General features: G+C 40.3%; 13 protein-coding genes and 3 pseudogenes. 6 read left to right on the top strand and 10 right to left on the bottom strand.

Annotated features, from left to right (window positions below):
- Positions 1–13: 13 nt before the first annotated feature.
- Entirely contained in the window at positions 14–871 is an 858-nt protein-coding gene (locus ACXYSK_RS07110; protein ID WP_458625540.1) for a DUF975 family protein, read from the top strand.
- A gap of 47 nt (positions 872–918) precedes the next feature.
- Here ACXYSK_RS07110 and ACXYSK_RS07105 read toward each other — a convergent pair.
- The 7 genes and pseudogenes from ACXYSK_RS07105 to ACXYSK_RS07075 all read right to left on the bottom strand — a co-directional run bounded on the left by ACXYSK_RS07105 (position 919) and on the right by ACXYSK_RS07075 (position 8,013).
- A pseudogene (locus ACXYSK_RS07105) lies at positions 919–1,280 on the bottom strand (DUF1304 domain-containing protein).
- A gap of 10 nt (positions 1,281–1,290) precedes the next feature.
- Positions 1,291–1,716, bottom strand: coding sequence for a MarR family winged helix-turn-helix transcriptional regulator (locus tag ACXYSK_RS07100; RefSeq protein ID WP_458625539.1), 426 nt, complete (start codon positions 1,714–1,716; stop codon positions 1,291–1,293).
- A 228-nt stretch (positions 1,717–1,944) separates the two neighbouring features.
- On the bottom strand, positions 1,945–3,072 hold the full coding sequence (locus ACXYSK_RS07095) for a LysM peptidoglycan-binding domain-containing protein (RefSeq protein ID WP_458625538.1): 1,128 nt from the start codon (positions 3,070–3,072) through the stop codon (positions 1,945–1,947).
- Positions 3,073–3,248: 176 nt separating this feature from the next.
- Positions 3,249–3,863, bottom strand: coding sequence for an HAD family hydrolase (locus tag ACXYSK_RS07090; protein WP_458625537.1), 615 nt, complete (start codon positions 3,861–3,863; stop codon positions 3,249–3,251).
- A 3-nt stretch (positions 3,864–3,866) separates the two neighbouring features.
- Positions 3,867–5,147, bottom strand: coding sequence for an MATE family efflux transporter (locus ACXYSK_RS07085; RefSeq protein ID WP_458625536.1), 1,281 nt, complete (start codon positions 5,145–5,147; stop codon positions 3,867–3,869).
- A gap of 60 nt (positions 5,148–5,207) precedes the next feature.
- Positions 5,208–6,692 (bottom strand): threonine synthase, encoded by a 1,485-nt coding sequence (gene thrC, locus ACXYSK_RS07080; RefSeq protein WP_373113834.1) that lies wholly within the window; start codon positions 6,690–6,692, stop codon positions 5,208–5,210.
- 74 nt (positions 6,693–6,766) lie between these two features.
- Positions 6,767–8,013 (bottom strand): annotated as a pseudogene (locus tag ACXYSK_RS07075) (gamma-glutamylcysteine synthetase).
- Positions 8,014–8,337: 324 nt separating this feature from the next.
- Here ACXYSK_RS07075 and ACXYSK_RS07070 point away from each other — a divergent pair.
- Genes ACXYSK_RS07070 through ACXYSK_RS07055 form a run of 4 tightly spaced genes read left to right on the top strand, consistent with a single transcriptional unit; the run spans position 8,338 to position 11,245 of the window.
- The gene (locus ACXYSK_RS07070) at positions 8,338–9,327 is read left to right on the top strand and encodes a PTS sugar transporter subunit IIB (RefSeq protein ID WP_458625535.1); all 990 of its coding nucleotides are present in this window, start codon (positions 8,338–8,340) and stop codon (positions 9,325–9,327) included.
- Positions 9,328–9,356: 29 nt separating this feature from the next.
- On the top strand, positions 9,357–10,169 hold the full coding sequence (locus ACXYSK_RS07065) for a PTS mannose/fructose/sorbose transporter subunit IIC (protein ID WP_458625534.1): 813 nt from the start codon (positions 9,357–9,359) through the stop codon (positions 10,167–10,169).
- A gap of 14 nt (positions 10,170–10,183) precedes the next feature.
- Positions 10,184–11,095: a PTS system mannose/fructose/sorbose family transporter subunit IID gene (locus ACXYSK_RS07060; RefSeq protein ID WP_458625533.1), complete on the top strand. Its 912-nt coding sequence runs from the start codon at positions 10,184–10,186 to the stop codon at positions 11,093–11,095.
- A 60-nt stretch (positions 11,096–11,155) separates the two neighbouring features.
- Positions 11,156–11,245: an IS3 family transposase gene (locus tag ACXYSK_RS07055; protein WP_458625532.1), complete on the top strand. Its 90-nt coding sequence runs from the start codon at positions 11,156–11,158 to the stop codon at positions 11,243–11,245.
- 83 nt (positions 11,246–11,328) lie between these two features.
- On the opposite strand, the gene ACXYSK_RS07050 is transcribed toward ACXYSK_RS07055, so the two are convergent.
- Both ACXYSK_RS07050 and ACXYSK_RS07045 read right to left on the bottom strand, forming a co-directional pair.
- On the bottom strand, positions 11,329–11,733 hold the full coding sequence (locus tag ACXYSK_RS07050) for a leucine-rich repeat domain-containing protein (RefSeq protein WP_458625531.1): 405 nt from the start codon (positions 11,731–11,733) through the stop codon (positions 11,329–11,331).
- The gene (locus ACXYSK_RS07045; RefSeq protein ID WP_458625530.1) at positions 11,730–12,011 is read right to left on the bottom strand and encodes a hypothetical protein; all 282 of its coding nucleotides are present in this window, start codon (positions 12,009–12,011) and stop codon (positions 11,730–11,732) included. Before ACXYSK_RS07045 ends, ACXYSK_RS07050 begins: the two co-directional genes overlap by 4 nt.
- A 103-nt stretch (positions 12,012–12,114) precedes the next feature.
- Here ACXYSK_RS07045 and ACXYSK_RS07040 point away from each other — a divergent pair.
- Positions 12,115–12,593: pseudogene (locus tag ACXYSK_RS07040) on the top strand (transposase); the annotation flags it as partial.
- A 92-nt stretch (positions 12,594–12,685) separates the two neighbouring features.
- Here ACXYSK_RS07040 and ACXYSK_RS07035 read toward each other — a convergent pair.
- Positions 12,686–13,421, bottom strand: a 736-nt coding sequence (locus tag ACXYSK_RS07035) for an LPXTG cell wall anchor domain-containing protein (protein WP_458625529.1), incomplete at its 5' end; no start/stop codon positions are given.

Raw genomic sequence — 13,421 nt, 5'->3', positions numbered from 1 at the left:
GTATAATGAAAGAATGAAGTACCCAAAAATTAATTTAAAAGAAGTTCGCCAGCAGGCTAGACAATTTCAAGCTGAACACCCACGTCTGCTGCTTGTCTTTTTATTGCCAAGTATTCTCTTGATTCTATCGAGCTTCATCAGACCTTTATCCCTTCTCGACGAGGGCATTCTTGAACAGTCCTTCTTGAGTTTTCTAGGGATTACAATCCAATCTGCTCTCTTTCCGATTGCCGTTGGATTTACAAGCTCCATTATCCTAGCTGGTGCTCTCTTTACTACCATTAATCTTTACAGAATTTCTGAGATAGAGCTTTCCTTTAAAGATAGCCTGTCCTTGCTTGACAACCGCTTCTTTACCCAGACATTTCTAACTCTATTGCTCAAGCGTTTCTATCTCTTTTTATGGAGTATTCCTAATCTTTTTGGAGTCTACTTGCTCTTTTATAGCAGCGCTATGGCTCGTAAATTTGTGGAACTTCATCCAGAATTCCCATCTGTCAACGTGACAAATCCAGATATCGAACACTTCCTGCTCACTTTTGCGCTCTACTTCTTTGGTAGTGTCCTTGTAATGATTTTGGGAACCATTCTCTATCTTCCGCAATACTATGCTTATTCCCAAGTTGAGTTGCTCCTATGTGACACCCTTGCAATTGGAATTGCTAAACCGAGTCGCGTGCTACATACCAGCCGCTTTCTCATGAAAGGCTATAAGTTTCAACGCTTCGTCCTTGATTTACAGCTACTTCCATGGTATCTCCTTATCTGGATAAGCTTTGGAATTGCAAGTATCTCTATCTTCCCTTATATCTATAGTAGCCAAATCTTCTTCTATCAAAGACTTCTGGAAATCAAACGCAGAAAAGTTTAAGATCAGTTATTAACAACCAGCACCTTCATAGAAAGTGCTGGTTGTTTTTATTTTAATAAGAGGATACTCAAAAGAGTTAAGATTGCTGGACCACCTTGCTTTAGAACGATTTTTTTATCTGCTGTTAAGGCACCATAGGTCGCTGCTCCTATGACAAATAAAACAAAGATTGTTACGATTTCTAAGCTATGTGAGAAATAAATTCCGTAAATAAGAAACACCCCAATCAAGGTATTATAAATCCCTTGGTTTTTAAATAGTGAAGTTACAGATGGTCGAGTCAACTCTTCTTTGTCCATATTAAAGACTCGGCTAGTCGTGTCTGATTGGGTTGCCATACTCTCCAAATAAAAAATATAAAAATGTTCGAGGGAACAAGAGTTGCTAAAATAGTAGTAATGATTGACATAGTATTCTCCTTAAAATTCTATTTTTTCTAGACCTGATACTAGTTTGGCCAGTAATGTTGTCAGTTCTTTTTGCTCAGTTGTCGACAAAATGCTCTCCATCTGTTCCTTCACTCGCAAGTGATGTTTAGGCGGATTGACCAAGAGTTGATTCTTGGCTTCTTGGGTTAATTCAACTAAAACTTCTCGTTGATTAAGCGGATTGCGCTTACGAGTCACATAACCTTCTGACTCCAGTATCTTAAAATGGCGGGTCAAGGCTGCTTGGTCAATCCGTAACTTCTCCTGAACGGCAATTTGGTTACAGGGTGACTGTTGTAGTAAAAACTGCAGGATTTGGTAGCGGGTCAAACTTATTCCCAATTGTTTCTCAAAAAGTTGAGTGATCGTTTGATCTGTTAAATGGAGCTGGTACAGTAATTCATGCATTTCTGACATTGTTCCCTCCTTGTTGATGATTGATTTATCAATAGTTGACTTATCAAGTTTAATACAAATAAATTGACTTTGCAAGTATTTTGCTTACTCCGTTAAATTAGTCTCCTAGTCACAATCCCTCAAGTCTATGTTTTTCTATTTTATACCTGGAGTTGATTTACGCTATCTAAGAGTTTGAAAACAAAAAAAGAAGCAGAGACTGAATTAGTTTCCGCTTCTTTTTAATCATTAGTTCATAGATACGTGAACGTGGTCATAGTGATTTTCTGTAACACTACCACGGTCTGGCATTGGATTCCATGTGTAGGCTGGTCCATATTTGCTATCGAATGGTGCATAGAAACGTTGTTTCCAGATGATGTAGCTGATGCCACGGCTAGCCATATTTTGGATAGCATAATCCGCAATTTGGTCTCCGAGAGCTGAGCTTACTGGAACCATAAAGTCAATTGCAAGACCTTTTCCGTGGTCTCCACTATCACCAGGACGGTAGCCGCTAAATGATGTAATACCAAACAAGTTCGCAACTTCTTCTTTAAAGGCAGCCGTTTGTGGTTGAAGACCTGCATTTTCTGATTTCGTAGCTGCGATACTTGCATAATCAGGTGCTGCTGGTGCTGCATAAGTTGTTGATGCACCTTGGCTTGCTTCAGCTTGGTAAGTTGATGGTGCTGATTGTACCTCTGTTACAGCTTCTGTTGTTGCTTCCGTAGTTGCTTCAGCAACTGTTGTGGTTGTTTCTTCCACTACAGGTGTTGCTGTTACTGGTGCTGCAGCCTCAGTAGTAGCTTCTGTTGTTGCTTCTGCTACAGGCTCTGCTACTGGTGTTGCTACTTCGGTAGTAGCTTCTACAGCTGGTGCTGCAGTTTCTGTTACAGCTTCTTCATTAGCTTGTGAATCTGTTGTTTCTGCTACAACTTCTGTTTCTTCAACTGGTTGCGTTAAATCTTCAACTTTTACAGTTTGGTCATCTACGATTACTTGGTTCTTTTTCAAATCTGCTGTTGCACTTGCTACATCAGAACCTACTTCTTGAGGTGTGTATACTTCAACTTCTGTTACTTCTTCATCTTCGTTAACAGTTGTAGTAAGAACTGTCTCAGGGAAAATCAAATCAATATTGCTGATCTTGTTCAAGTTAGCAAGGATATTTAAGTCTACTCCCAAAGCTTCTGCAATTGTACTTAGGGTATCTCCGTACTTAATTGTATAACTTGTTTTATTTTCGCTTTTAGCAACATCGTTTTGAATTTGCTCTACTGTACGTGGCGACCATGCAATTTCCTCTGCTTGAGTTGCCAAAGAAGGGGCAAGTGATAAAGCTACTGTTGATGCTAAAATAATTCTTTTCTTCATACTATTCAAACTCCTTTTCAAATGTAGTACCTGTCTATCATAACACAAAGAAAAAAGAAAAAAAGCCCTTTTGGGGCTATTTAATAAAACTGTCTAGTCTCTGTAACAAACCACATTAATTGAAATAGTTTGTATGATTTTTGTCATAAAGCTGACATATTCTCTTTCATGAAATTTCAAAAAATAAGAGAAGGAATCTCCTCTAAATGAGAAATCTGACGATTGCATCTCACTGGACTTTCAAGGAAATTGATACTCTGAATGGCACTATTCTGAGCAAATTCGATATCCAAGGTTCTGTCGCCTATATAATAGGTATGTTCTGGATCTAAGTGGTATTTATCAATAAGGTAGGTAGCTGCTTCTGGACTTGGTTTACGAGCAAAACCGCTCTGGCTAGTCAAGATTTCTGTAAAATAAGAATCCAATCTTAAATCACGTAAAATGGTAAAGGCATTGTCTCCTTTATGAGTATAGACAAATTGCTGAATTCCTTGCTGATCTGCCCAAGCTAGAACCTCAAGTGCACCTGGCATCAGAACCACTTGAGCATTTTTTTCAGCCAAGCTCTGAGCACGAACTTGATTGAGAAGTCCTACATCTAGTCCTCGCTCTTTTGCCACTTGCTCCAATAAATCCTGGACAGAATATTCCAAGATAAACTCTCGAACTTCTTTCTTATCATAAGGAAGAGAAAACTGACGATAGGTTTCCTCGATTCCTGCTAAAATTGCTTCATAAGAATCCAGTAAGGTTCCATCCAAATCCCAAATAAAAGCTGTTTCTTGCATTTCTTATCCTTTCGATGTCATATAAATTTGGTAACGATAGCGTAGGAACATCCAACGGAAACCATTATCCAAAAGCGTTCCAGCCCAGATACCAGGCAAGCCCCAACCAAGAACAATTCCCATCAGATAGCCTGTTCCAATACGGATACACCACATACCAATACTTGTTGCATAAAAGGGGAGGCGGGCATTTCCCAAACCCTGCCAGACAGCTGTATAAATGACTGTCCCCGTCGTCATAGGAGTCCCTAGTAGAGAGAACAGCGTCACTAAAACACTGGCTTTAATAGCCGCAGAATCACTGGTGTAGAGGTAACTTAGTGGTGTTCCGAGAGCATAGATACTAAGCGTCAAGGGCAACATGAGAAAGAGGGATAGCCAAAAAGTTTGCCTACTGAGCTTGTCCACCCTTGCCCAATCATTCTCCCCTACTGCTCGTGCTACCTGCATAACTGTTGCCGTAGCAACACCAAAAGCAGGCATGTAGTTAAATTGAGTCAAGACTTCACCAATCGCGTTTCCCGCGACAGCCTCTGTCCCAAAGGAAACAACTAGGGCAATAATAACCACATCGCCAGCTCGCATCATGAGACGTTCTCCCGCTGCAGGTAAAGCCAGAGTCAGCAAGTCTTTGTCCAGTCCAAACCTTGGTCTCGTATATGGAAGTTTTAATTGTGACCATAAAATCACAACCCCGACCAAACGAGATAGAATGGTCCCCCAAGCTACACCAGCTATCCCCATATCAAGGATGAAAATAGCGATACTTGAAAAGACAATATTCAAGGCATTTGATAATAGACTCACATAGAGAGGAAGTCGAGGATTATGAGTAGCACGAATCAAGGCACCCAAACTAGTCATCAAACCCAGAAGAACAATTGTCCCACCGACCAAAGCTAGGTAAAGTCCACCACTCTCAGCTACCGACGCTTCTGTCCCCAAAAGACCTATCATCTCTTGTCCTACAAAGATGGACAAGGCTCCTAAAAATAAACTCAAGAGTAGGGTGATTTTGATTGCTTCTGTCACATGGTAGGCTAGTCTAGACTGATCTTTCTGTCCCAAACTTTTTGATATAACGCTAGAAATCGCAGCTCCTAGAGCAATAAAAATTGCCTGGTAAATGGTGATAATATTGCCCGCTACAGATACACCCGAAATGGCTATCAAACCTAGATGGGCCACCAGATAACTATCCACCATTCCCATGAGCATCTGCAAGAAATTTTCACCCATGGCTGGCAAGGCTATGTTGAGAATATCTTTATATTTCTTAAACAATCCTTCCTCCTGATGAAAAGAAACTCAGTTAGTTTCCCAACCGAGTTTACTTCCTCTGTTTTAAAGTCCTAGATAAGATTCTACTGCTGCCTGCATATCTGCTGCTGCAACAGTTGTCTTGTGACGAACCGGAGCTGTTTCGAGGCCATCAACTGCTGGTGGCACTGCTACTCCTGAGATTTCATGTAATTGAGCCAAGGCCTCAAAGTCACTAAGACCTGATTGTCCAGTCACAGCTTCTACTGCAACGACTGGGAATTTGTATGGACTAGCTGTTGAAGCAATCACAGTCTTAGTCGCATCACCTGTCGCTGCTTGGTATTTTTTATAAACAGCTGAGGCAACCGCTGTATGAGGATCCTCAATATAAGAATCTGATTCGTAAACACGCTTGATTTCTGCAGCTGTTTCTGCTTCTGTCGCATATTCTGCTGCAAAGAGGTCAAGGATCTCTGCATCAAAGTCTGTCAATTCATACTGACCTTGAGTGTTCAAGGCATTCATAAGTTCAGCGGTCTTTTTAGCATCATTTCCCAAAAGGTGGAAAATCAAACGCTCCAAGTTTGAAGAGACCAAGATATCCATAGACGGGCTAGTAGTTACCTTAAACTCACGCTTCTTGTCGTAGACACGAGTTTTAAAGAAGTCTGTCAAAACATTGTTGTCATTTGAAGCGCAGATCAACTTACCAACTGGCAAACCGATTTGCTTAGCGTAAAAGGCAGCTAGGATATTTCCAAAGTTTCCTGTCGGTACAGTGAAGTTAACCTTGTCACCAGCTTTAATCTCACCAGTTTTTACCAACTGAGCGTAGGCATAAACATAATAAACAATCTGGGGCACCAAACGGCCGATATTCATAGAGTTAGCCGATGAAAATTGCAACTTGTTAGCTGCCAATTTTTCACGAAGAGCCACATCGTTGAACATATGCTTCACGTTGGTTTGTGCATCATCAAAGTTTCCATCAATGGCGATGACATGAGTATTATCACCAGTCTGAGTGGTCATTTGCAATTCTTGCACCTTGCTGACACCGTCTTTTGGATAAAAGACGATAATTTCAGTTCCAGGTACATCCGCAAATCCAGCCATGGCAGCTTTTCCAGTGTCTCCAGATGTTGCTGTCAAGATGACAATCTTGTTTTCCAAGCCATGTTTCTTAGCAGCTGTTGTCATAAAGTATGGCAAGATAGACAAGGCCATGTCTTTAAAGGCAATGGTTGATCCATGGAAGAGTTCCAAGTTGTATTGACCATCAAGTTTGACAAGAGGAGCAATAGCTGGAGTATCAAACTTGCTATCGTAGGCATTGTTGATACAGTAGTCCAACTCTTCTGCTGTAAAGTCATCCAAGAAGGCTGACAAGACAAGTTTAGCCACTTCTTGGTAAGAAGCATCTTTTAATGTGTCAAAATCCAAATCTACCTTTGGATAACTAACCGGAGTAAACAAACCTCCATCTGTTGCCAAACCTTGCAAAATCGCTTGGCTGGCTGTTACGGTATTTTTCGCATCACGCGTTGATTGATAAACTAATGTCATAAATCTCTATCCTTTATCTATAGTCTCATCCATTATAACATGATTTTTCAGAAAATTCTCCCTTTATAAGAAAATTATAGAGTCATTTCTCTCAGACCTCTACTCTCAAGTCCTTGCTCTGCTATAGCCAGCAAGTCTTTGGAGAACAGGACAACACCAGTTTTTCCTCATTTGTGAGTTGTTTCTTAGAAAACTGTCGTCTCAAAGAATTGTAGTCATGGCCAAAGTTCTCAAAGAAAGGAGCGGTTTCGAGATAAGTTTCAAGCTTGTCTAGATTTACCAACAAACCTAGATGAAAGGCTGCTGAAGCAAAGGTACGGTCTAGCAGTTGCGTACAAACACTACGGAATTCAATCGTCCCTCGAGTTGTTAAGTCTTGATATTGGTAACTACGGTGCGTCTGGAAATCCTTCTCTTGAGGAACCAGAAGAGTTTCTTTTCCATTTAGAGTATAGGCAGGAATTTCATCAGTAGCTAGGTAATCTCTAGCCCGAATTGGAGAAAAATAGTAGGTTTCCCCATCTCGTTCTGCTGTAAAAATCGCAGAGCAGTCTAGATAATCAAAGAAATCATCCTCATCTTTGAAGAGTTTTGCATTGACACCGACATTCTCTGGATAAATTCCATGCATGGATTCTTCCCAAAAGATATCTCGTGAAATCCGAGTATCCCAGTCTGCTCCCGAAAACTCAGAATTGGCAAATAAGTAAGCTTTTGCTGCTTCAATCTGAGTGAAAGCATTAATGACACGTAAGTAGTTAGCAGTCGATACATCCAACTGAACTTGACTCCCACAGATAAAGGCTCCATATTGTGGGAAGTCATGCAAATTAACTCTCTCTTGGCGACTTCCCATATGTAGGTAATCCATCAGCATCTGGTAGCGAGGATAAGCCACCGGTCGATTGTCATTCAGATCCCAGTTTGGATGAATCCCCCACCCCTGGATAGCATGATCCTTTTCGCTTAGCTTTTCCTGAATGACCTTCATATAAGCTTGAAATCGTCCTTCGACCTCTTGGATTTTCTGGGCTCTACCAAAGGCAAACTCCAAGGTCGTATAAGAAACCTCAAACAAAATCCGATCCTGACTCGCAGGTTCTACAAGTTGAATCGGATTCCCGTCCTCGTCCTCTTTCTCAACTTCCAAGCTGAGAGCATCCACTAAAAATCGCATCAAATCCTTGGCGACTTCAATATCTGTGGGTTTCCCTTTCGTGTGTACGATAGGAAACTCCAACTCAATCCCGATGTAGAGTTCTGGATTTTCTTTGATATTTTTTAAATAACGGCTTTTCAATATCCGAATAGAAGGGGACATACATACCTCTCACTCTAAATTCTCTTACTAGAAACATCAATTGCTTTCTATATTATACCAAAAAACTCTATGAGAACTTGACCGAAAAACGACTTTCTACAAATTAGTGATTACTTTGAAGGTTTATACTAATTTTCCCATGCAAGATTTTATGAAGTCTCGAAAAGTATTGATATATCAATATCTTCAAAAACAAACTTTCCCCTTACATTCTTAGGATTTATTATAAGTAGTTGATTTTTTGCTGAAAACGGTTTATACTTAAAGAGTCTTAAAGTTTTCTTAAACTACAAGTCAAACATTTTATAAGGAGGAATGACAATAATGAGTATCGGAATCATTATTGCGAGTCACGGTGAATTTGCCGCGGGTATTCATCAGTCAGGATCTATGATCTTTGGTGAACAAGAAAAGGTTCAAGTTGTAACCTTTATGCCAAACGAAGGTCCAGACGATTTATACGCAAAATTCAACAATGCTGTGGCTGCATTTGACGCAGAAGATGAGGTTCTAGTCTTGGCTGACCTTTGGAGTGGTTCTCCATTTAACCAAGCTAGCCGCGTAATGGGAGAAAATCCTGAGCGTAAATTTGCCATCATCACAGGACTTAACTTGCCGATGTTGATTCAAGCCTACACAGAGCGCCTTATGGATGCTAATGCCGGAGTGGCTAAAGTTGCTGCGAACATCATTAAAGAAGCCAAAGATGGCATCAAGGCTCTTCCAGAAGAGCTAAACCCAGCTGAGGAAGTTGCAACTGCTGCAGCTGCTCCTGTAGCCCAAGCTGCTATCCCAGAAGGAACTGTTATCGGAGACGGTAAATTGAAAATCAATCTTGCTCGTCTTGACACACGTCTTCTTCACGGACAAGTCGCAACTGCTTGGACACCAGATTCAAAAGCAGACCGTATCATCGTTGCTTCAGATAACGTTGCAAACGACGATCTTCGTAAAGAGTTGATCAAACAAGCTGCTCCTAACGGAGTAAAAGCTAACGTTGTACCAATCAAAAAATTGATTGAGGTTGCAAAAGATCCTCGTTTTGGTGAAACACACGCCCTTATCTTGTTTGAAACACCTCAAGATGCCCTTCGTGCTATCGAAGGCGGTGTGCCAATCAAGACTCTTAACGTTGGTTCAATGGCTCACTCAACTGGTAAAACAATGGTCAATAACGTATTGTCAATGGACAAAGACGACGTTGCTACATTTGAAAAAATGCGCGACCTTGGTGTTGAATTTGACGTACGTAAAGTACCAAACGACACGAAAAAAGATTTGTTTGACTTGATTAGCAAAGCTAACGTTCAATAATTAACATTAAATAGAAAAGGAATAAAACCATGTCAGATATTTCAATCATTTCTGCTATCTTGGTTGTAGTTGTTGCCTTCTTCGCAGGTCTTGAAGGTATCCTCGACCAATTCCAATTCCATCAACCAATCGTTGCTTGTACCCTCATCGGTCTTGTAACTGGTAACCTCGAAGCAGGGGTTATGCTTGGTGGATCACTTCAAATGATTGCCCTTGGTTGGGCTAACATCGGAGCTGCCGTAGCTCCTGACGCGGCTCTTGCCTCTGTTGCAGCAGCAATCATCATGATTAAGGGTGGTAACTTTACTACTGAAGGTATCGCAGTCGCAACTGCAACTGCAATCCCTCTTGCCGTAGCTGGACTTTTCTTGACTATGATCGTTCGTACAATCTCAGTTGGTTTGGTTCACACTGCAGATGCTGCTGCTAAAGAAGGAAACATTGCAGCTGTTGAACGCGCTCACTACTTTGCCCTTATTCTTCAAGGTCTTCGTATCGCTATTCCTGCAGCCTTCCTTATTGCTATCCCAGCTTCTGCTGTTCAAGACGCTCTTGGTTTAATGCCAGACTGGTTGAACGGTGGTATGGCTGTTGGTGGTGCCATGGTCGTTGCCGTTGGTTACGCTTTGGTTATCAACATGATGGCTACTCGTGAAGTATGGCCATTCTTCGCTATCGGTTTTGCTCTTGCAGCAATCTCTCAATTGACTTTGATTGCCCTTGGTGTCATCGGTGTTGCCCTTGCCTTCATCTACCTCAACCTTTCTAAACAAGGTGGAAACGGTGGCGGAGGAGCTACAACTTCTAACGATCCAATCGGTGATATCCTAGAAGACTACTAGAAAGGGGAACAATCATGGCTGAAAAAATTCAATTATCAAAATCAGATCGCCAAAAAGTTTGGTGGCGTTCACAATTCCTTCAAGGTTCTTGGAACTACGAACGTATGCAAAACTTGGGTTGGGCTTACTCTTTGATCCCAGCTATCAAGAAACTTTACACTAAAAAAGAAGACCAAGCAGCTGCTCTTGAGCGCCACCTTGAATTCTTCAACACTCACCCATACGTAGCTGCTCCAATCATGGGGGTTACTCTTGCACTTGAAGAAGAACGCGCTAACGGTACTGAAATCGATGACGCTGCTATCCAAGGTGTTAAGATCGGTATGATGGGACCTCTTGCTGGTATCGGTGACCCAGTCTTCTGGTTTACAGTTCGTCCGATCCTTGGTGCCCTTGGTGCTTCACTTGCTGCAACTGGTAATATCGTTGGCCCGCTTCTCTTCTTCTTTGGATGGAATGCAATCCGTATGTCTTTCCTATGGTACACACAAGAGTTTGGTTACAAGGCTGGATCTGAAATCACTAAAGACATGTCAGGTGGTATCTTGAAAGACATCACTAAAGGAGCTTCTATCCTTGGTATGTTCATCCTTGCTGTCCTTGTACAACGTTGGGTATCAATCAACTTCACTGTCAATCTTCCAGGTAAACAATTGGCAGAAGGTGCTTACATCAACTTCCCAGAAGGCCCTGTTACAGGTGGAGAATTGAAAGGAATTCTTGGTCAAGCGCTTAGCGGTTTAAGCTTGGATAGTGTTCAACCACAAACCCTTCAAGGTCAGTTGAACTCATTGATTCCAGGATTGATGGGACTTCTCCTTACTTTCCTTTGCATGTGGTTGCTTAAGAAAAAAGTATCTCCAATCACAATCATCCTTGCCCTCTTTGCAGTTGGTATCGCAGCTCGTTACTTCGGTATCATGTAATCTCGGTGAGAATATACAAACAAAAAAGAATCAGGTTTATCACCTGATTCTTTTGGCTCTTTGTCAAATAGTGTTGATGAAGAACCTAATAAAAAAAGAATCCAACAAAAATTGGACTACCTGTCTCCGGTTGAATACCGAAGACGGTAGCCCTAGGGTGTTTTTATTAAAATCTCACTTTTTGGGGTCAGTCCCTAAGCCTGATAGTAATTTTTTGTTCATACTATTCCCCTTTAGTCATTTACTACTTTAAGCCCCATTGCTTTAACTACTTCTTCTGCCTTTGATCCCTTAGGTGTACGAATCTCGACATCTGGATTATTACTTGCTGTGAAATAAAATACATCTGTAATTTCTGTTACACTTGCAGGGATTTCTATATACTTAATTACTTTTGCATTCGCAAATACATTAATTCCAATTTCCTGCATTCCATCTGGGGACTTAACAAATTCTAGGGAATTGCATCCGTTGAATGCATTATCACCTATACGTTCTAAAGAACTACCTAAATGGATAAATTTTAGATTTACATCAAGCGTAAATGCAGATTTAGAGATAACTCTAACTGTATCTGGTAATACGATTGCCTCACAAGTTTGATTATTTGCTAAGCCACGTTCTGCAATCGCAATCACTGGTTTACCATTAATGGTTTTTGGTACACGAACAACCTTGTCATCAGAAGTACAACTATAGATTGCGTATCCTTCTTGCCACTCTTCATATGTGAAGTACTTTTCATCTGTCTCTGGGAAGTCTTCTCAGTTACTTCAGAGTTATTTGTTGTGTTATTTTTTGTTTCTTTTGTAGAAGTACTTGTTGTAGTATCTTGTTTTAACTCCTTAGGTCCGCATCCTACTAAACCTGATAAGAGTACTGCTTCACATAAGCCTGATAATAGTTTATTGTTCATATGGTCATCATCCTTTTGTTTTAGGTTTCAGCTCTTTTAATATAATGGATGTTGGTCTTTTTGTATACACTAAAATAGGGTTGGTGGAAAATTTCCATCAACCCTAAAAATTATAGAACCGTTAATTTTAAAGAACCCTAATGAACTTCAGAACTATAAATATAATCGTTATAAGCTTTTTGAAAGCTTCATAACAAGTAAAGGAATCGTAGATTATATCTTAGAAAACAATCCATCTCTAAAAAAGATTATGAGGTTGTACATTCACTTCGTGAATGTATACAGGATAGAGATTATATAGAATTCAAGGAAACGATTGAAGCAGCTACGCAATTAGACCCATCTCCTGGTTTAAAAAGAGTATTAAAGACTCTTATGACTTACTTGCCATATATTCAAAATACTTGTGAGTATCCAACTAGAACAAATGGCCCTATTGAAGGAATAAACAATAAAATAAAAGTGCTTAAAAGAAATGCCTACGACTTTAGAAACTATTACCATTTTAGAAACAGGATTATTTTAATAACAAAAATGTTTGGCCCAGAACAAAAAGGAATTAAGCAACAAAAAGTTGTTTAATTCCTTCCTAAATTTCTTTATCAACACTATTTGACAAATAGCCAAAAAGAGAGAGCATTGCTCTCTCTTCTATAAAAGAAACTTATCTAATATTATTTAGAAAATTTGCGTTTCATGATTACAGTACCTGCCAAGATTACCACACCTGCAAATACTAGTGCTGCTCCAGTAGCTTCACCAGTATTTGGAAGACCAGGTTTGTCTTCTGTAGTTTTAGTTTCAGAAGGTGTTGGAACTGTTATTTCTTCAGTTGTTGAAGTAATACTTGGATCTTCTGACGTTGTTGTTGTCGTTGTTGAACTTGTACTTGGATCTTCTGACGTTGTTGTTGTCGTTGTTGAACTTGTACTTGGTTCTTCTGACGTTGTTGTTGTTGTCGTTGTTGAACTTGTACTTGGTTCTTCTGACGTTGTTGTTGTCGTTGTTGAACTTGTACTTGGTTCTTCTGACGTTGTTGTTGTTGTCGTTGTTGAACTTGTACTTGGTTCTTCTGACGTTGTTGTTGTTGTCGTTGTTGAACTTGTACTTGGTTCTTCTGACGTTGTTGTTGTTGTCGTTGTTGAACTTGTACTTGGTTCTTCTGACGTTGTTGTTGTTGTCGTTGTTGAACTTGTACTTGGTTCTTCTGACGTTGTTGTTGTCGTTGTTGAACTTGTACTTGGTTCTTCTGACGTTGTTGTTGTTGAAGTAGTCGTTGTTGACTCTTCAGTTGTTGTTGTTGAAGTAGTCGTTGTTGGCTCTTCAGTTGTTGTTGTTGAAGTAGTCGTTGTTGGCTCTTCAGTTGTTGTTGTTGAAGTAGTCGTTGTTGGCTCTTCAGTTGTTGTTGTT

The sequence above is a fragment of the Streptococcus sp. V919 genome, from assembly GCF_054353475.1.
This window is presented reverse-complemented; position numbering and strand designations above follow the sequence as displayed.